16 protein-coding genes are annotated in these 19,462 nt (G+C 32.7%); 5 read left to right on the top strand and 11 right to left on the bottom strand.

Going from position 1 to position 19,462, the window contains the following annotated elements:
• Positions 1-57 precede the first annotated feature (57 nt).
• Both rho and J7K39_03750 read left to right on the top strand, forming a co-directional pair.
• Positions 58-1,908 (top strand): transcription termination factor Rho, encoded by a 1,851-nt coding sequence (rho, locus tag J7K39_03745; protein ID MCD6178996.1) that lies wholly within the window; start codon positions 58-60, stop codon positions 1,906-1,908.
• Positions 1,909-2,072: 164 nt separating this feature from the next.
• On the top strand, positions 2,073-3,068 hold the full coding sequence (locus J7K39_03750; GenBank protein MCD6178997.1) for a hypothetical protein: 996 nt from the start codon (positions 2,073-2,075) through the stop codon (positions 3,066-3,068).
• A gap of 65 nt (positions 3,069-3,133) precedes the next feature.
• On the opposite strand, the gene J7K39_03755 is transcribed toward J7K39_03750, so the two are convergent.
• Together J7K39_03755 and rpsA are read right to left on the bottom strand one after the other, a co-directional pair.
• Positions 3,134-4,501 carry a peptidoglycan synthetase gene (locus tag J7K39_03755; protein ID MCD6178998.1) on the bottom strand — a complete coding sequence of 456 codons (1,368 nt, stop codon included), beginning with the start codon at positions 4,499-4,501 and terminating at the stop codon, positions 3,134-3,136.
• Positions 4,502-4,676: 175 nt separating this feature from the next.
• Positions 4,677-6,671 (bottom strand): 30S ribosomal protein S1, encoded by a 1,995-nt coding sequence (gene rpsA, locus J7K39_03760; GenBank protein MCD6178999.1) that lies wholly within the window; start codon positions 6,669-6,671, stop codon positions 4,677-4,679.
• Positions 6,672-7,028: 357 nt separating this feature from the next.
• Between rpsA and J7K39_03765 the strand changes: the two genes are divergently transcribed.
• Positions 7,029-7,445, top strand: coding sequence for an acyl-CoA thioesterase (locus J7K39_03765; protein MCD6179000.1), 417 nt, complete (start codon positions 7,029-7,031; stop codon positions 7,443-7,445).
• On the opposite strand, the gene J7K39_03770 is transcribed toward J7K39_03765, so the two are convergent.
• Positions 7,442-8,065, bottom strand: a complete 624-nt coding sequence (locus J7K39_03770) for a class I SAM-dependent methyltransferase (GenBank protein ID MCD6179001.1) — start codon at positions 8,063-8,065, stop codon at positions 7,442-7,444. The genes J7K39_03765 and J7K39_03770 overlap by 4 nt on opposite strands.
• Positions 8,066-8,071: 6 nt before the next feature.
• The gene (locus J7K39_03775; GenBank protein ID MCD6179002.1) at positions 8,072-8,329 is read right to left on the bottom strand and encodes a DUF1543 domain-containing protein; all 258 of its coding nucleotides are present in this window, start codon (positions 8,327-8,329) and stop codon (positions 8,072-8,074) included.
• Between the two features lie 237 nt (positions 8,330-8,566).
• Between J7K39_03775 and dnaE the strand changes: the two genes are divergently transcribed.
• Positions 8,567-12,871 carry a DNA polymerase III subunit alpha gene (gene dnaE / locus J7K39_03780; protein ID MCD6179003.1) on the top strand — a complete coding sequence of 1,435 codons (4,305 nt, stop codon included), beginning with the start codon at positions 8,567-8,569 and terminating at the stop codon, positions 12,869-12,871.
• Between the two features lie 98 nt (positions 12,872-12,969).
• On the opposite strand, the gene J7K39_03785 is transcribed toward dnaE, so the two are convergent.
• From J7K39_03785 to J7K39_03810, 6 genes are all read right to left on the bottom strand, one after another.
• Positions 12,970-13,263, bottom strand: a complete 294-nt coding sequence (locus tag J7K39_03785) for a 30S ribosomal protein THX (GenBank protein ID MCD6179004.1) — start codon at positions 13,261-13,263, stop codon at positions 12,970-12,972.
• A 118-nt stretch (positions 13,264-13,381) separates the two neighbouring features.
• Positions 13,382-14,062: an RNA methyltransferase gene (locus J7K39_03790; protein MCD6179005.1), complete on the bottom strand. Its 681-nt coding sequence runs from the start codon at positions 14,060-14,062 to the stop codon at positions 13,382-13,384.
• A 92-nt stretch (positions 14,063-14,154) separates the two neighbouring features.
• Positions 14,155-14,748 (bottom strand): FKBP-type peptidyl-prolyl cis-trans isomerase, encoded by a 594-nt coding sequence (locus tag J7K39_03795; GenBank protein ID MCD6179006.1) that lies wholly within the window; start codon positions 14,746-14,748, stop codon positions 14,155-14,157.
• 770 nt (positions 14,749-15,518) lie between these two features.
• A complete protein-coding gene (locus J7K39_03800) occupies positions 15,519-16,397 on the bottom strand; it encodes an FKBP-type peptidyl-prolyl cis-trans isomerase (protein ID MCD6179007.1) in 879 nt (292 codons plus the stop codon).
• A gap of 1 nt (position 16,398) precedes the next feature.
• Positions 16,399-16,941, bottom strand: coding sequence for an FKBP-type peptidyl-prolyl cis-trans isomerase (locus J7K39_03805; protein MCD6179008.1), 543 nt, complete (start codon positions 16,939-16,941; stop codon positions 16,399-16,401).
• Positions 16,925-17,950, bottom strand: coding sequence for a DHH family phosphoesterase (locus tag J7K39_03810; GenBank protein MCD6179009.1), 1,026 nt, complete (start codon positions 17,948-17,950; stop codon positions 16,925-16,927). Before J7K39_03810 ends, J7K39_03805 begins: the two co-directional genes overlap by 17 nt.
• A gap of 123 nt (positions 17,951-18,073) precedes the next feature.
• On the opposite strand from J7K39_03810, the gene ndk reads away from it, so the two are divergent.
• A complete protein-coding gene (gene ndk, locus J7K39_03815) occupies positions 18,074-18,493 on the top strand; it encodes a nucleoside-diphosphate kinase (GenBank protein ID MCD6179010.1) in 420 nt (139 codons plus the stop codon).
• 67 nt (positions 18,494-18,560) lie between these two features.
• On the opposite strand, the gene J7K39_03820 is transcribed toward ndk, so the two are convergent.
• Positions 18,561-19,043: a helix-turn-helix transcriptional regulator gene (locus J7K39_03820; protein ID MCD6179011.1), complete on the bottom strand. Its 483-nt coding sequence runs from the start codon at positions 19,041-19,043 to the stop codon at positions 18,561-18,563.
• Positions 19,044-19,462: the final 419 nt, after the last annotated feature.

Genomic DNA, 19,462 nt, shown 5'->3' on the forward strand with positions numbered 1-19,462 from the left:
TTACCAATTTCTGTAAATTATTTCAAAATACAATTAAAGAACATTTAAACAATTATCATGTACGATATTATCGAACTCAACGGGAAACTTGTTTCCGAGTTGAAAGAAATAGCAAAACAACTTAACGTCGCTAAATACGAAAAGTTTACTAAACAAGATTTGATATACAAAATCTTAGACCAACAAGCACTTAATCCTAGTACCGAGATTCTAGAAAAAGAAAAAAGCGAGGCAAAAAAGAATGTAAGAACAAAACGCCAACGTATTCAGAAAAAACCTGAAGGTTCTTCTATTCCTTCTAAAGTCCCTACAAAAAAGCCTAGAGATTTAAAAGAAAACAAGAATAACTCCGAATCAAAAGACACTAAACAATCTGAGCCGAAAGAACATACGAAAAATACTGTTAACAAAGAAGTTAAGCAAAAACAAGAGGCTGAGAAAAAAGAAGTAAAAGAAGACGTTTCAGAAACTAAGGTTAAAACAAAAGAAAATACGCCTTCAAAAATTAACAAGCCTAATCCACGACCAAGAGCACGTAAAAAGGTTGAACCCATTAATAAAGCATCAGAAGATACAAAGCCTAAAACGGAAGTAAAAGAAACTGCAAAAGAGACTTCTACTCCCGAAAAAGTAACTGATGAAAGCTATAGCGAAATCCAACAAGCTATTAGTATTTCTACGGATAAAAAAGAAACTGTTGAAAAAGCAGAAAATAATATTAAGCCTAAAGCTGAACGCCCTGAACGTAATTCTAAGCCTCAGGTTGAAAAACCAAAGTTTGCCCACGAATTTGACGGCATCATAAATAGCGAAGGTGTTTTAGAAATTATGCCCGATGGTTATGGTTTTTTAAGGTCTTCGGATTATAATTATCTTAATTCTCCCGACGACATCTACGTATCACAATCGCAAATCAAACTTTTCGGTCTAAAAACAGGAGATACTATTGAAGGAACTATCCGACCTCCAAAAGAAGGAGAAAAATATTTTCCCCTAATAAAAGTACAATATATCAATGGTAAACTGCCGGAAGATGCTCGCGATAGAATTCCTTTTGATTACCTCACTCCGCTTTTTCCATTTAAGAGATTTAATTTAACCGGACATGAAGAGGAAAATATTTCGACACGTTTAATTGATTTATTTTCTCCAATCGGAAAGGGTCAACGTGGTTTAATTGTAGCTCAGCCAAAAACCGGTAAAACAGTTCTTTTAAAAGATGTAGCTAATGCAATAGCAGCAAATCATCCGGAGGCATATTTAATGATCTTACTTATTGACGAACGCCCCGAAGAAGTTACCGATATGAAACGTAATGTTAATGCAGAGGTAATCGCATCTACTTTTGATGAACCGGCTGACAGGCATGTTAAAATTGCTAATATCGTTTTAGAGAAAGCCAAAAGAATGGTAGAATGTGGACACGATGTGGTTATTTTATTAGATTCTATCACTCGTTTAGCAAGAGCTTATAATACCGTTAGTCCTTCTTCCGGAAAAGTATTATCCGGTGGTGTTGAAGCTAATGCCTTACAAAAACCTAAGCGTTTCTTTGGTGCTGCACGACAAATTGAAAATGGAGGATCTTTAACTATTATTGCAACTGCTCTTACAGAAACAGGATCAAAAATGGACGAAGTAATTTTTGAAGAGTTTAAAGGAACAGGAAATATGGAACTTCAATTAGATAGAAAATTATCTAATAAACGAATCTATCCTGCTATTGACATTGTTGCCTCCAGTACTCGCCGCGACGATTTACTTGTTGAAAAAGAATTACTTCAACGTTTATGGATTTTAAGAAATCATTTAGCCGATATGAACCCTATAGAAGCTATGGAATTTATTAAAGAGAAAATCAAATTTACAAATAGTAATGAAGAATTTTTGATTTCTATGAATGGATAACTTGCTATAAATCAAGATATAACCGCTTTTCAATTAGATTAGCGGTTTTTTTTATTTAAAATAATTTATAATTCATTTCTTCTATAAAGTTGTATTATGAGATAAAGTCATAAATAACTTCAACTTAATCAGTTTTTTTATACTTTTATTAAAAAAATATATCGATGAAAATCAAATTGTTTCTTGTTCTTTTAATAAGTGTACTTCTATTCTCCTGTAATTCAATTCCCAAAACGGGACCTTTTGAAACCGAAAAAATTATTGTTGGTTTTGGACCCGAAGACATTGTTTTAGATAGTATTAGTTCGTTTAAGAATAATCGGTTATTGGTGAGCTGTAATACTAGAAGAAACAGTGATTCCATAACTACCGGTATATATTGGATTGATTTAAAAACAGATTCGGTATTTGAGTTTGAAAGACTATATGAGCCACCTAATTTGGTATTTCATCCGCATGGTTTTGATTTGGTTATGATTGATTCCGTTCCTCGTTTATTTATAATTTCTCATGATGACGAAAATAATGTACATCCAATAATTCGTTATAAAGTTTTAGACAAATCTTTAATCTTTGAAGCTGCCTATCAAAACCCTCTATTTATTTCGCCCAATGATATTTTTGCTTTAAATGATGGTTCTTTTTTCATTACCAACGATGCCGGAAAACGACATAGTTTAATGGAGCAAGTTTTCAAATTAAAACGCTCATCGGTAGTTTATTTTCCTAAAAATTTAAAGCCTTATTATATCGATAAGGAACTAAGCTATGCAAATGGAATTTATTTTGATAAGCCTAATTTATACGTAAGCACAGTTCTTCAGAACTCAATTTTTAAATTTACAATCAAAAATAACCAATCTACTGATAAAAAGAAACTTACAGAGATTATCGGAGGTGATAATATAACTAAATACAAAGATAAATTTATTGTTGCAGCTCACCTGAATTCGATAGCGTTTTTGCGTCATGCTAAAAATACAAAAAACCTCTCTCCTTCGGTAATTTATCAATTCGATCCAATAAATGGAGATAAGAAAGTATTATTTTCTGATGATGGAGAATTAATTAGCGCAGCCTCAACAGCTATCCGATACGGAGACTATCTTTATATTTCACAGGTCTTTGATAATTTTGTTTTGAAAGTGAAAATGAAATAACAGATAGACTTTTCTTAAGTACTGCTGATCAATATAATAGCAAGTGGGTGATGTTGCCTCACTCCCTACTCTGTACTGTTCAAAATATCTTCAGCTAAAGCTTTATAATTCATACCTCCAAAATTTCCCGAACTCATCAAAAGCAAGTTCATTTTAGACCATTCTTGGGTTAATAAAAATTCTTGAAGCTGAGAAGCATCTGTAAATACCATTAAATTGTCATTATCAAAAGCTTGCTTTACTTCATCTGCAGAAATTGAAGGTAGCTTTTTATGTTCCAAAGTATGTGGATTAAAATAAACTATAGGGATATCGGCTTTATCCATAGTGCCGGCATATTGCGAAAGAAAAGCTTTATTTAAACTGCTAAAAGTGTGCAATTCCATACAAGCCAATAATTTACAATCACCAAACTGTTCTTTTACAGCAGATGTAGTTGCCTTTAATTTAGATGGAGAATGAGCAAAATCTTTATAAATAACCGTATTCTTATTCTTTCCAATAAGCTCTAAGCGATTAGATGTGCCGGCAAAAGAAGTTATTGCATTAAAAAAATCAGTAGGATCTACTCCCAAAGCCTGACAAACATAACGTGCACCATTAATATTCTGTAAATTATGCTTTCCAAAGACCTGTAATTCATATCGCTTAGCCTCATAAATAATAAATGTTTTGCCTTCTTTTATAATTGAATCACATTCGTGATAAGCAAACGCATTTATATCTTTCCTCCTATTTTTTGCAAGTTCAACCACATTTTTATCGCTCGAAGAGAATACTAATGTTCCATCTTTTTCTATTAAACTTATAAATATTGCAAACTGTTCTTTATAATTCTCAAAAGTTGGAAAAACATTCATATGATCCCAAGCAATTCCACTCAACAATGCAATATTAGGCTTATAGAGATGAAATTTGGGCCTACGATCAATAGGCGAACTCAAATACTCATCTCCTTCTAACACCATTATCTTAGATTCATCAGACAACTTAACCATAACTTCAAAACCATCTAATTTAGAGCCAACCATATAATCGGGCGAATAGCCCAATTCTTCTAACACATGCAATACCATAGCAGTAATGGTAGTTTTTCCGTGACTGCCACCTATAACCACTCTAATTTTATTTTTTGATTGCTCATACAAATATTCAGGATAAGAATAAATAGGTAAGCTTAATTCTTTAGCCCTTAAAAGTTCAGGGTTATCTGCCCTTGCGTGCATCCCTAGAATTACGGCGTCTGTATTTACAGATAGTTTTTCAGGAAACCATCCAAATGATTTTGGCAATAAACCATATTTATCCAAACGAGATTTTGAAGGTTCAAAAATCTCATCATCGGAACCGGTAACTATATTTCCCTTTAAATGCAGAGCTATAGCTAAATTATGCATTGCCGCTCCACCTATGGCAATAAAATGAATTTGCATCAGACTTTGATTTTGTTTTAAGCGAAGTTATATAGATATAAAACCGTAAATTAGTAAAAAACCTAATTTTGTTAACAGGGAATTTTTAATTAAATCAAGCTTTAAAAAATTACAAAAAAAGTCCCATCTCGCAAATGCAAGATGGGACCCGTAGAATATTAATCGGAAAAAAGAATTACTTCTTCTTTTCTGATTTTTCCATTGCTGTTTTTAATGCACTTAATTCTCCTGCAATATCTCCAAGAGTTGTGCTCTCGTTGCTTTCGTTAACTTTTTTAACAGCTGAGCGCTTAGACTTGGTAGAAGATTTTCTGGAAGGAGTATCGGTTTTCTCAGTTTTTTCATCTTTCCAAGTGAAAGTATGAGAAAGAATGATTTTTTTATTCTCTTTCGAAAATTCGATAACTTTAAAATCAAGAACATCATCAACTTTTAAGTTGCTGTTATCTTCTTTCTTAGCGTGACGAGATGGAGCGAAGCCTTCAACACCGTATGGTAATGCAACTACAGCACCTTTATCATTAGCACTAATAACAGTACCTTTTTGAATAGAATTAATTTCGAATACAGTCTCAAATACATCCCAAGGGTTTTCTTCTAATTGCTTATGGCCTAAAGAAAGTCTTCTGTTTTCTTCGTCAACATCCATAACAACTACTTCTAAAGTTTCTCCAATCTTAGTAAATTCTGCAGGATGCTTAATTTTCTTCGACCAGCTTAAATCAGAAATATGAATTAAACCATCAACTCCTTCTTCTAATTCAACAAAGATTCCAAAGTTTGTGAAGTTACGTACTGTAGCTTTATGCTTAGAGTTAACAGGATATCTTTTCTTAATATCAGTCCAAGGATCAGGAATTAATTGTTTCATTCCTAAGGACATTTTACGCTCTTCGCGATCTAAAGTAATAATAACAGCTTCTACTTCATCATTAATTTTAACAAAGTCGTGAGCAGTTCTTAGATGCTGTGACCAACTCATTTCAGATACATGAATCAAACCCTCAACACCTGGTTGAATTTCAACAAATGCACCGTAATCGGCAATAACAACAACTTTACCTTTAATCTTATCACCAACTTTTAATTCTGTATCTAAAGCATCCCAAGGATGAGGAGTTAATTGTTTCAATCCTAATGCAATACGTTTCTTATTCTCATCGAAATCAAGAATAACAACATTAATCTTTTCATCTAATTTAACAACTTCTTCAGGATGATTAATTCTACCCCAGCTTAAGTCAGTAATATGAACTAAACCATCAACACCACCTAAATCGATGAATACACCGTAAGAAGTAATATTCTTAACGATACCTTCAAGTACTTGACCTTTTTCAAGTTTAGCAATAATTTCAGCTTTTTGTGCTTCTAATTCATCCTCGATAAGAGCTTTATGAGAAACAACAACATTTTTAAATTCGTGGTTGATTTTCACAACTTTGAATTCCATATTTTTACCTACGTAAATATCGTAATCACGAATAGGTTTAACATCGATTTGAGAACCAGGTAAGAAAGACTCTATTCCAAATACATCTGCAATTAAACCACCTTTTGTACGACTCTTAACAAAACCTGTAATGATTTCGTCATTATCGTAAGCTGCGTTTACTCTATCCCAAGAACGTAGTGTACGTGCTTTTTTGTGAGAAAGAATTAACTGTCCACTAAGGTCTTCCTGACTTTCAACATATACTTCTATAGTATCACCAACTTTTAAATCTGTTTTATATCTCAATTCAGATAAAGAAATAACACCATCAGATTTAAAGCCAATGTTAACAATTACTTCACGATTATTTTTACCAACAACAATACCATCAATTACCTCATGCTCATTTACTGATTTTAAAGTCTCAGTATAAGCACTTTCTAATTTTTCGCGTTCTGCTTTAGTATAAACTTCTTGTTTTTTTCCAAAAGAATCCCAGTCAAATTCTTCTTCAACTTTTTCTTCTTTTGTTTCAGAAACAACTTCCTCTTTAACTTCTGCTGCAACTTCTTCTTTAGTTTCGACTTTAACTTCTTCTTTAGTTTCAGCCTTAACTTCTTCTTTGGTTTCAGCCTTAACTTCTTCTGTAGCCTCAGTTGCTTCAGCTTTTGTTACTTCCTGATTTTCAGCAACATTCTCTGCTGTTTCTTCAACTTTTTTTTGTTCTTCACTCATATGTGATTTTATGTCTATCGACACACTGTGGTTAATGTCCTTGTCCCAATTACACAAACTCACCAACCGGGTTAATAATCAATTAATTAAACTTTTTTCTAATCGGGCTGCAAAAGTAAATATTTTTTATTGATTTAACAACCAATAATAAGTGTTTTTTGAAATTCCAAATCAATTGATTTTCAACGCAATTACAAAGTGAAAATTGAGATTTATATTAAAAATGATAATGTATTTATTTGATACGACTACACACTAACAATGTCTACTTTAAAAATCCACTTTTCACTAATTTTTTATCCCTCTAATAATTTAACTAATAATAAAATTAATGTACATTTGACCAAAAATTATAAGATGCTTGATTTTACTACAACCCTACGTGTACGCTATTCCGAAGTTGATCCATCGGGATTTGTATATAACGGACATTATGCTACTTTTTACGAAGTTGGAAGAACAGCTGCCATAAAACAAATGGGATTAAGCTATAAAGAAGTTGAAGAAAGAGGTGTTGTTATGCCATTGATTTATCAAAATATGCGCTTCTACTCCCCTGCTTTTTACGATGATTTACTAACTATTAAGGTGATTATCAAAGAAATGCCCAAAGCCAGAATCACATTTTTTTATGAAATATATAACGAAGCCGGGGAAAAAATAAATACCGGAGAAAACGCTTTAGCTTTTATAGATAAAGAAACGTATCGCCCATTACGTGCTCCCGCTTGGTTTGTTGAACTTTTTCAAAAGGAATTAGACAAAAGAGGCTAAGTCTGCTTTTCTGCAATATAAATCCCCACCCCCGATTTTGTTGATATTTTTTTTGCATTACCAAAATGCAATTCCAATTCTTTACAAAAGTTTTGCTTAAAGAATTTATAATCACTTCGTTCCATAAACTCCAAAAGGCGTACAAATAGTGGTGTTTCTCCAATAAAATCATGAATAACAATATGCTTACGCGATACTCTATACATTTCGCGCAACATATTAGCTCTCTTGTCTTCTTTTACACCATGCAGCACAAAAGATGCAGTAACAATATCGAAGGAATTGTCGGCAAATTGCTCTAAATTCTCGGCATCACCCTGAAGAAATTCCATATTTGGATAATTATTTTTTGCTTGATTTAACATTTTACCGGCAAAATCAACACCAACGACCTTAGATGCACCTCTACTTTTAAAATTAGCTGCCCAAGCTCCTGTTCCTGTACCAAGATCCATCACATCTTTTCCTTCGACAGAAATATAGTTTTCTAAAATATCAATAGAGCTTTCGAAATTGCGCTCCACAGAAGTACCCAACATACCATATATTGGAGCTATAAAATTAAAGATAAACCTTGCTCGTTTATCCGGATCACTTGAAAAGTAATGTTGTAATCCCATATAATTTTAAATTGAGTATTGATTATTTATCTCCGATTTATCATCGGCATTATCACTTCTTTCTATTTTAATCTGATACCCATCTACTATCCTAATATGCTGAGTTCCATCTACATGAATACTTTCAGCTTCCGGCCATTTTAATTTGGCTGATTTTCTGGCATCCTTCTCATTCTCAGCAACTACAAAAATCAATTGATGATCTTCCATCAGGTTCTCTTCTCTAATTTTACCACCTAACAAAACAGCATAAAGTTTTTTCATTATAAAATAATTAAAAAATATTAGCGACAAAAATAGACAAATTAATGAATTCATTATCAACATCAACAATACAAGCATTATTGAAATTTGAGTTTCACAGAAAAACCTCCTCTTGATATTTCATCACAAAAATTCCATCAATAACAACAAAAACAACTTCCTATTAACTTATTAACATCGTCCAAAGAATTATTCTTTTTATCTATTTTTGTCTACTCATTTAATCCAAAAAAACCTATGTTTTTAATTTTCGATACCGAAACTACAGGACTTCCCAAGAACTATAAAGCAAGTTATAAAGACACCGACAATTGGCCACGTATGGTACAAATATCCTGGCAATTACATGATGTTAGAGGGAAGCTTATCGAAGTTAAAAATTTCATTATTAAACCCGAAAATTACGAAATACCCTATGCTGTTGTAAAAGTTCATGGTATTACAACAGAGCGTGCAGAAAAGCAGGGTGTTGCTTTAGATTTTGTTTTAAAAGAGTTTAATAAAGCCCTTGAACAATGCATATATATAGTTGGACATAATGTAGATTTTGACATTAATGTTTTAGGTGCAGAATTTGTAAGAAAAAAAATAAATACAGAGCTTCACCGCAGGAAATCTCTTGATACAAAGGATGATTCAACAGAATATTGTGCTCTACCAGGTGGTCGTGGTGGTGGATTTAAGTGGCCAAAATTAGAAGAATTACACGAAAAACTCTTTGGAGATAAGTTTAGTGGGGCACACAATGCTGCCGCAGATGTAGAAGCAACAGCACGTTGTTTTCTGGAGCTAATTCGTTTGCAAGTTATTCCAAAAGAAAAAATTGGATTTGAAGATGAAGAGTTAAATACATTTAAAACACATAATCCAAAACCGATTAAAGCTATTGGCCTCAATACCAAGCCTTATAATCCCCAAGATCTTAAAGATAGTGATACTAAAACAAAACAAGAAGATAGTATTCCAAGAGAGAATCTGAGGAATTTTCAAAGCATAGAGCAGCCTCTCAATTACACTTTCACTCATTTACATGTACATACTCAGTATTCTATATTAGACGGTGCAACAAATATAGATTTACTAGCAAAAAAGGCCAAAGCCGATAATATGGAAGCAGTTGCAATAACTGACCATGGCAATATGTTCGGGGTTAAACAGTTTCACAAAACAATGACTAAAATAGGCATCAAACCCATTCTTGGGTGCGAAGCTTATGTTGCTCACAGAGGGAGAGCAAAAAAGGAAGGAAAACAAGATGCCTCAGGCTGGCATTTAATATTATTAGCTAAAAACGAAATTGGTTATCATAACCTGATGAAAATGGTTTCTCTAGCTTGGTTAGAAGGGCAATATTATAAGCCAAGAATTGATAAGGAGTTAATCGAAAAATATCATGAAGGAATAATTGCTACTTCTGCTTGTTTAGGTGGAGAAATTTCTCAAAAGCTTATGAATAGCAGCTTTGAAGAAGCTGAAAAAGCAGCTTTGTGGTATAAAAGTATTTTCGGTGATGATTTCTATCTTGAAATTATGCGACATAAGAGTAAGAATACCGAAATAAATGAGAAAGTTTATAATGACCAAGTATTTGTTAATCATAAAATTGTAGAAATAGGGCAAAAGAATAATATAAAAATTATTGCCACCAATGATGTTCACTTCCTAAATGAAGAAGATGCAGAAGCTCAAGACAGATTATTATGTATTAGCACGGGAAAATACCTGAGTGATAAAAATAGAATGAAATATACAGGGCAAGAATGGTTTAAAACTCAAGATGAAATGAAAGCCCTTTTCTCTGATTTCCCGGAAGCCTTAGCTAATACAAAGGAAATTGTTGACAAAGTAGAATATTACGATCTCAACAAAAAACCCATTATGCCCGATTTTAAATTACCGGATGATTTTAATGATGAAAATGAATATCTGCGACATATTGTTTATGAAGGAGCTTATTTACGTTGGGGAAAAGATTTAAAACCGGAAATAATTGAGCGTCTTGATTTTGAGTTAAGCACCATAAAAAAAATGGGATTCCCGGGTTACTTTTTAATTGTTTGGGATTTCCTAAAAGCTGCCAGAGATATGGGAGTAATAGTAGGTCCCGGACGTGGATCAGCAGCCGGATCAGCAGTAGCATATTCACTCAGAATTACAGAAATAGACCCTCTAAAATATAACCTTCTTTTCGAACGGTTTTTAAATCCTGATCGTATCTCTATGCCCGATATTGATATTGATTTTGATGATGAAGGACGATCAAAAATATTAAAATGGGTAGTTGATAAATATGGCGAAAAAAGAGTTGCCCATATTGTTACCATTGGTACTATGGCAGCCAAATCGTCTATACGAGATGTAGCAAGAGTTCAACAATACCCCCTATCAGAAACCGACAAAATAGCTAAACTTATTCCCGAACGACCGGGAGTAAATCTTAAAGATGCTTTTAAAGAAGTTAAAGAATTACGTACTATAAAAGAGTCGGAAACAGATGCTGCCAAAGTTCTAAAATATGCCGAAAAACTTGAAGGTTCTGTTCGGAATACAGGCACTCACGCTTGCGGTATAATTATTGGAAAAGATGATCTTGAAAACTACATTCCCATAAGTACCGCAAAAGATTCGGAACTAACATATGTAACGCAGTACGATGGAAAACATGTAGAAGATATTGGACTGTTGAAAATGGATTTTTTGGGATTAAAAACCTTATCCATTATTAAAAATGCAATCGAAAATATTAAACTGTCTAAAGGTATTGATGTAGATATCAATAATGTTGACTTAGAGGATACTAAAACCTACGAATTATATTCAAACGGAGAAACAACCGGCTTATTTCAGTTTGAATCTGACGGGATGAAAAAGCATTTAAAAGAACTCAAACCCAATAAGTTTGAAGACTTGATAGCTATGAATGCGCTTTACCGTCCCGGACCAATGGAATATATCCCACAATTTACAAAGAGGAAAAATGGTATAGAAGAAATAAAGTATGACTTGCCAATGATGCAAGAATATCTTGAAGAAACATACGGTATTACTGTTTATCAAGAACAGGTTATGCTTCTTTCCAGAAAATTAGCCGGTTTTACACGTGGTCAGTCCGACTCTTTAAGAAAAGCAATGGGAAAGAAAATAAAGTCGATGATGGATGAATTAAAAGTTCTATTTGTCGATGGTTGTAAGGCAAATCCCAAATTTGTAAAAGAATGTAAAGAGACTAACAAAGATATTGATACGGTAATTGAAAAAATATGGTCTGACTGGGAAGCATTTGCAAAATATGCTTTTAACAAATCACATGCTACCTGCTACTCTTATGTTTCTTTTCAAACTGCTTATCTTAAAGCCAATTACCCCGCTGAATTCCTTGCTGCTGTTTTAAGCAACAATATGAATAATATTGATAAGGTTACTTTTTTCATTAACGAATGTAACAGAATGGGGATTAAAGTTTTAGGACCAAGCATTAACGAATCGCGCACTAATTTTACAGTTAATAAACAAGGGAATATTCGCTTTGGATTGGCAGCTATTAAAGGTGTTGGCGAAGCTGCCGTATTAAGCTTGATTGAAGAACGTGAAAAAAATGGAAATCTAAATAATATCTTCGATTTTGTAAAGAGAATAAACCTTAGAGCTGTAAATAAAAAGAGCATAGAATCGATGGTATTGGCAGGAGCTTTCGATGATTTTGAAAATATTAATCGTGCTACTTTTTTCCATAGAGAATCGGATAATAATCTAAACTTCTTGGAACAAGTAATTAGCTTTGGTCATAAATATCAAGATGAACAAAACTCATCACAAGTTAGTCTGTTTGGCGATTTAGGTTCAGTTGAACTCCCCGATCCTAATATTCCTATAGTTCAAGAATGGCCTGAGTTAGAAAAACTTGCAAGAGAAAAAGATGTCGTTGGATTTTATTTAACAGGACATCCCTTAGATAATTTTCGGGAAGAAATCAATCACTTCACTAATCAAAAAATTGGATCCTTTGCTAATAACTTAAACAAGTTTAAAGAACAATCAATTACATTTGCCGGAGTTATTACTTCTCCTGCCGATAAAAACAAAATTACAAAAACAGGAAAACCATTTGGCTCTTTTCAAATAACAGACTATTCCGGAAGTACTAACATTACCCTCTTTGGTGAAGAATTTGAAAAACACAAAGACTTACTAGATAGAATGGGACAATTTTTATTAGTCAAGGCACAAGTTAAAAAGCCAAAGTGGAAAAAAGACACTGATGACTACGAATTAAAAATTATCCAATTAGAACTACTTGCTGATGTTTTTAATAAGTATGTAAGCAAAATAGACTTAGGTATTCCTCTTATATCTATTTCAGGCAAAATAGCTCAGGATATAAGTAGCTTTGCAATAAACAACCCAGGAAAAGCCAATGTATATTTTCATATTATTGATAATGAAGAACGGCTAACATTACGACCATCTAAATTAAAGGTTAATCCTAAAGAATTTCTAGTCGGAGTCCGCCAATTTAGTGATATTCAGGTAAAAATTAGTTAAGAATAATTATTACTCGGGTTCAGTATAAAGAAATGTCAATTACATAAAAAGCCATTCGCCGGTAGGCGAATGGCTTTTTTAACATTTGTTGAAAAGACTTATTCTTTTTCTACTGATTTTTTTACTGCCTTAGTTGTTTTTGATGCTGTAGTTTTCTTGGCAGGAGCTTTTTTAGCAACGGTTTTCTTAGTAGAGGTTTTTTTAGTAACTGCTTTCTTAGTCGTAACTTTTTTAGCAACCACTTCTTTAGCCGAAGCCTCTTCTTTTACAACTTTTGCTTTTTTAGTTTTTTTTGGTATAACTATAGCTTTTTCAGTTTTCCTAGGTCTTCTTACTCCATAAGAACCCATTATAATTTTTCCTCTTCTAGTTTTTTTATCTCCTTTTCCCATAGCATAGTTCGTTTAATATAAATACAAAAAGTAAAGGTAATTAGAAATAACGAATAGTCAAGTGTATTCACAATCAGAATCGTTAAAAGTCCATATTTTTCCCTTAAAAAATCTTAAATTATTTGCTAAACAATGTTTTTTCTACATTATCAGCTTCTTTAACAACAGCACGAGCCCAATCTAACTTTACATCCAAAATTTCCGATTCGCTTAATTTCCAATCAATATCTTCTGTTCGCATTTTATTGCTTAATTCCTGAAGACATAAAGCAGCCGAAACGCTAATATTATAACTTTCGGTAAACCCATACATAGGAATTTTTACAAATACATCTGCCTGTTCTTGAACAACTTTCGATAAACCCTTTAATTCTGTTCCGAAAAATAAAGCCGTTTTCTTATCCATATCTAAATCCGACAACATAATATCATCGGTATGCGGCAAAGTAGCAACAATTCTGTAACCCTCTGCTTTAAGCTTTTGTATAGCTTTTAATGTATTATTTTCAGATTCATTATAACGATGTAGTGTTAACCATTTTGATGCACCTAAAGCAACTTCAGGATTTATTATATACTCATTTCTATTTTCAATAATATGAACATCTTGTATACCAAAGCAATCTGCCGTTCTTAAAACAGCACTTGCATTTTGAGGCTGATAAATATCTTCCAAGACAACCGTCAAATAACGAGTACGGTATTGTATTATCTCATCGAATAATTGATTTTTATGATCTGATATAAAACCTAATAGCTTATTTAAAAGCTGTTTTTTTTGTTCTTTTGTTAAATCCATTTCTGCAAATTTAGAAAAAGTAAAGAAGCTGAATATTTAAAAAGGCGCACTTCTAATAAGAAATACGCCTTTTACAAAGTTCCAAATATATCTTATTCTTTAATGATATCAAGTAATTCAACATCAAACTTTAAGGGAGAATAAGGTTTAATCAAAGCTCCCGCTTGACGTTCGCCATAAGCAAGGCTTGAAGGTAAAATAAGCGTAGCTTTTCCTCCAACTTTCATCATTGCAATTCCTTCGTCCCATCCTTTAATCACTTTTCCTTGTCCAAGAACAAACTCAAAAGCTTGGCCTCTGTCAACAGAAGAATCAAATTTAGTTCCATCTAATAAAGTACCAGTATAATGTACTTTTACTTTATCTCCTGCAACGGCCTGTTCACCATCACCTTCAAGAGTAGAAATAAAGTACAATCCACTAGCTGTAGGCTCAACGGTAATTTCATTATCGGCAATATATTTTGCCAAAACAGAAGCTTCTTGTAAACGAGCAGCCTCAAGTTTTGCAGCTTCATTTTTACGTTTTGCTTCAAGTTCAGCCTCATGTTCTGCTTTTGTTTTAACATCTGTTAAACGAACAAAATAATGTAATGCGGTATATGGTTCAACCATCCCCGGACGTCCTTTTTCACCAAGAGCTAAAGAAGAAGGAATAAGAAGTTCAACCTCATCACCTTGTCGCATAGTTCCCAAAGCTTCCATTAAACCTTTGGTATCAAACCGTTTACCATATTCGTAAGAAGCCGGACGATTAGACTCAATAGAAGAATATGCAAGCTTTCCGTCTAAAAATCTAATTTCAAAATCGAAAGTTATAAACTCACCTTCTTTCACTCTACGACCTTTTCCTTTTTTAATCTTTTTAATCTCCAAGCCACTTTCTAAAGCTTTTCCCGTCCATTTTTGATCAGCTTTAAACTTCGAAACTTCTATCTGCTCTGCAATACGACGTGCATTAGCATAAGCGGCTTGCTCAGCTTCCATTTCTTCTTTGGTCTTAATATCCTTAAGATTTATAAAGAAATAAACTTCATTTTTTTCTTTAAAGATTTCAGGTACTTGAGGAGCACGTGTGGTTTTTAAGAAAAATGAATCGGCACGAATAATAAACTGAGCGCTATCTCCTTTACTTAGCAATGAAAGAGCTTCCCACACATCACCATCAAAAACTTTCTCGCGAAAAGGCATTTTCACAATTTTTTCACGACTCTGCACACTTTTGAAAATAACAGAATCGGCAGTACCATAATTCATATCCATAATATAAAACTTCCCACTGTCGGCTTTAATATCTTTTAATGAATCTACCCTGCTGATTATCTTATAATAAATACCACTATCAGTTTTTTTAAAATCAGGATGTGGATTGTTACATCCCACAAAAAAGGTTACAAGAAAGAGCAAAAATCCACTTGTTTTTAAAATTTTCCAGTTCATTTTAGTTTATTTTATTATTATTTTACATCAATTAATTCTACTTCAAACACTAATGGGGTATATGGCGGTATCTGGCCACGACCTTTACCATACCCTATATCAGAAGGGATAAGCAATAAAGCCTTTCCGCCTTTTCTCATTTTTAAAATACCTTGATCCCAGCCAGTGATTACATAACCTCTTCCCAATTCAAATTCAATGGGCTTACCTCGACTATAAGAAGAATCAAATACAGTACCGTCTAAAAATTTCCCTGTATAATGAACACTTACACGATGTCCTGCCATTGCTTGCTTTCCTGTTCCCCTACGAATAGGTACAAAATAAAGACCATTGATGTCGGGGTTAACAGAAATATTATTTTCCAAAATGTAAGTATTTATTGCTTCTTCTTCATTTTTCAAGCCTTCTATTCTAGCTAATTCTTTTTCCCTTTCTAACTCCTCTAAGGATTGTACATTATGCATACGTATATCAAAAATAATTCGGCTTTTATCATCAATAAAATCCGGTAATCGTGTTAAAAACGCATTCTTCAATAAGAAAGAATCAGCTCTAATAACAAAAGTTGCGCTATCACCCTTACTCATCATCGACAATGCTTCGTTAATATCACCTGCGAAAACAGGCTTTACTAATTCTATAGGTATTGTTTTACCATTTCCATCAAAAAGCAGGGAATCTTCGTTTGTTTTATAACGCATCTCAATGGTAATATAATCACCTACTTTGGCTTTTCTTCCATCGTTTTTCTCATGAAATTTATAGAGTAAACCCGAATCTGTTTTTTTAAAACCCGGATAATCACCAAAATAGCTACAGGATGATAATATTATGCTACTAAAAGCTAAAATTATCAGCAAAACTCTCCATTTTTTCCAAGCAATTGTATCCATTCTATTTTAAATCAATTAATTTAACTTCATATATTAAACTTGCCTTTGCGGGAATTAATTGTCCATCACCCTGCAAGCCATATGCAAGATGCGAAGGTAAGATAAATCGAGCTTTATCGCCTAATTTTAAAAATAAAATCCCTTCTTCCAAACCCGTTTCTACCCCTCCATGTCCAAGCTCAAAAATTTTAAGTCCTGTATTTTCAGAAGAATAAATTAGCTGACCAGAAAGTAAATATACTTTATATTCCAAACTAACTATTTTACCTATTTGAGCTTTTTCTCCATTCCCTTTCTCAATAATCATCCAACGTAATCCGGTTCCTGTTTCCTCCATTTTCCAAGCTTTACTTTCAATAAGCTTATTAATGCTTTCATCCTCAATAGCAACCAATTGAGTATTAACCTTCAGCATTTGCTCCTCAATTTCAGCTAAATTAACAGGCTGTTGTTTATTCTTAACAGTATCATCTTTACAAGCGACAAAAAATAACACAAACAAAGTATAGATAATTACCTTCGATAAATTATAACTGAACTGCATTTATTTCGGATTTGTACTGAGTAATAATTTTATTTAATTTTTCTATCGTTTCCTGCATAGAAAGAAAGCTATTACCACCTGCCGCATTTTTATGACCTCCACCCTCAAAATATTCATTTGCAATTTTATTAACTGCAAAACTTGATTTTGAGCGAAAGGAAAGACGGATCTTATCATCTTTTTCGGTTAATAATGCAGCAGCTACTATATTTTCAATTCCTAAAGCATAATTTACCAAGCCTTCAGTATCACCATTTTGGTGATCAAAACGGTTTAGATCTTCTTTTGTTAAAGAAATATAAGCAAAACGCAATTCATTATTTACAACTAATTTTTCACTTATTGCATAACCAGTCAAACGTAAGCGTCCTTCTGTAAAAGCACTATAAATACGTTGGTTAATTGCCTGAATATCTATACCTGTATTATATAAAAAGGCAGCTATAATGTATGGTTTATCACTATTTATAGAAAAGCTAAATGATCCTGTATCTGTAAGAAGTCCAACGTATAAGCTCTCTGCAAGCTCCTTATTTATCTTTTCTAATTGCCCCAAATCCTCAATAAAGCGGAAAATCAATTCAGCAGTTGAACTTGCCGAAGTATCTGAAATTTTCGCTTCAAAAATATCCGCCGGATTTGGATGATGATCTATCATAAATTTAACGGCAGATGCATTCTCCAATAGAGTACTCATACCTTCACCAGTACGATGAAAAGCATTATAATCGACGGCGAAAATAAACTCTGCTTCATCTATCTCTTGCTTGGCAATACCCGGATGAGTATCGTAAATTGTAATTTGCTCATAGCCAGAAATCCATTGTAGAAATTTAGGAGCCACATTTGGACTAATTATTTTAACTTGATGACCAAATTGAATTAAATAATGATAAAGCGCAAGACAAGAGCCTATTGTATCTCCATCGGGACTGGCATGTGCAGTTAAAACAATTTTTCGTTTTTCAATAAGCTGCTTATATATATTTTGATATTCGTTGTATTTCAAGCTTTTAAGTTATATTTAGATTAGTAAAACATAAAAGCAAAAATAAACTTTTTGAAGCAATTTGTTAGAAACATCTCCAGATAATGCTTACTTTTACGGCATAAATTAACAAAAATTAAGACAATGAGTACTGATATTACCCTAACTATGATTAAACCCACAGCTTTTAAAAATAATTGCACCGGGAAAATTCTATACAAAATAACCGAAGCCGGATTTAGAGTTGTTGCAATGAAGGTTACAAAACTTTCTAAGGAAGACGCTATGAAATTTTATGAAGTTCATGCGGGAAGACCATTTTACGATGAATTAGTTAATTTTATGTCATCGGGACCTATTGTTGCTGCTATTCTTGAAAAAGATGATGCCGTTAACGCTTATAGAGAGTTAATTGGAGCTACAAACCCTTCCGATGCCGCTGAAGGAACTATACGTAAAGAATGTGGAACAAATATTGGAGAGAATGCTGTACACGGCTCAGATAGTGACGAAAATGCTGCTATTGAGGCTTCTTTCTTCTTTTCTCAAATGGAAAGATTCTAATCGTATTTTTTGAAAATATACCAAACTGTCATTTAAATAGGGTTTAACCTGATTTTAAATGGCAGTTTTATTTTTGGGGATTATACACCCTAAAACTGCCATCATTAAACAAAACCATTATTTGCTCAATCTCAGCCTTGGTCGATGCTGAACTTACAATAGTTTCTTTTATATCCTTAGATAAAATATTAGTAGGATTCTCCAAATCATTAGATTCAAGCTCTTTTCTGACAGAGCTTTCGCTATCCTTATCAAATTCTATATTCCTTTCCTTATCCAAAGTAGAACTTTCTATTTCAATATTAAGCTGAGAGGGGACATTATGTACATTTTTATCTTCTATGTTAAACATTTCTCCCTTTCCTTTTATAAGCCATTCTAATGAAACAGCAGGAAAATGTTCACTTACCTTTAATATAAAATCTAAACTGGGTTTATTTCTGCCCGATAAAATATGAGAGATATTAGAACGCTGCACTCCCAATAAATCTGCGAATTGTGAAGCAGTTAAATTCTTAACTGAAATTAGACTTTTAATCCGTTTTATCATTATTTAGTTTTGTAAATTTCGTATATCATTTACAAAAGTAAACAAAATATTATTCAAAATCCACTTAAATTTCCCGTTTACATTTGTAACACAGACTATTGTCATTCAAATACTTAAAGCATAAAATAATATAAAATTTGTAAATAGTTCTATATTAGTGGTTTATGTGGTATTTTTCATAATTTAACCAGTAATCACTCTTCACTTTTAAATATTTAAATAAACACTTTATATAAACCACATTAAATACTGAATATCAATAATATATATTATATAATACAAATAGGCGAGGGATTTACCCAAAATGTTAGTATATTAAACAAAATACAGTACTTTTTTGATAAAAATACGACTGTATACATTTGTAACTTACATTGAATATTTACAACATTACAACAGACTAAATATTAATCTTTATC

The organism is Bacteroidales bacterium (genome assembly GCA_021157585.1).
Taxonomy (GTDB): domain Bacteria; phylum Bacteroidota; class Bacteroidia; order Bacteroidales; family UBA12170; genus UBA12170.

Bases quoted from the DNA above. Each gene is read 5' to 3' on its own strand.
- rho (MCD6178996.1), top strand. From the start codon at position 58: ATGTACGATATTATCGAACTCAACGGGAAACTTGTTTCCGAGTTGAAA.
- J7K39_03750 (MCD6178997.1), top strand. From the start codon at position 2,073: ATGAAAATCAAATTGTTTCTTGTTCTTTTAATAAGTGTACTTCTATTC.
- J7K39_03755 (MCD6178998.1), bottom strand. From the start codon at position 4,501: ATGCAAATTCATTTTATTGCCATAGGTGGAGCGGCAATGCATAATTTA.
- rpsA (MCD6178999.1), bottom strand. From the start codon at position 6,671: ATGAGTGAAGAACAAAAAAAAGTTGAAGAAACAGCAGAGAATGTTGCT.
- J7K39_03765 (MCD6179000.1), top strand. From the start codon at position 7,029: ATGCTTGATTTTACTACAACCCTACGTGTACGCTATTCCGAAGTTGAT.
- J7K39_03770 (MCD6179001.1), bottom strand. From the start codon at position 8,065: ATGGGATTACAACATTACTTTTCAAGTGATCCGGATAAACGAGCAAGG.
- J7K39_03775 (MCD6179002.1), bottom strand. From the start codon at position 8,329: ATGAAAAAACTTTATGCTGTTTTGTTAGGTGGTAAAATTAGAGAAGAG.
- dnaE (MCD6179003.1), top strand. From the start codon at position 8,567: ATGTTTTTAATTTTCGATACCGAAACTACAGGACTTCCCAAGAACTAT.
- J7K39_03785 (MCD6179004.1), bottom strand. From the start codon at position 13,263: ATGGGAAAAGGAGATAAAAAAACTAGAAGAGGAAAAATTATAATGGGT.
- J7K39_03790 (MCD6179005.1), bottom strand. From the start codon at position 14,062: ATGGATTTAACAAAAGAACAAAAAAAACAGCTTTTAAATAAGCTATTA.
- J7K39_03795 (MCD6179006.1), bottom strand. From the start codon at position 14,748: ATGCGACAAGGTGATGAGGTTGAACTTCTTATTCCTTCTTCTTTAGCT.
- J7K39_03800 (MCD6179007.1), bottom strand. From the start codon at position 16,397: ATGGATACAATTGCTTGGAAAAAATGGAGAGTTTTGCTGATAATTTTA.
- J7K39_03805 (MCD6179008.1), bottom strand. From the start codon at position 16,941: ATGCAGTTCAGTTATAATTTATCGAAGGTAATTATCTATACTTTGTTT.
- ndk (MCD6179010.1), top strand. From the start codon at position 18,074: ATGAGTACTGATATTACCCTAACTATGATTAAACCCACAGCTTTTAAA.
- J7K39_03820 (MCD6179011.1), bottom strand. From the start codon at position 19,043: ATGATAAAACGGATTAAAAGTCTAATTTCAGTTAAGAATTTAACTGCT.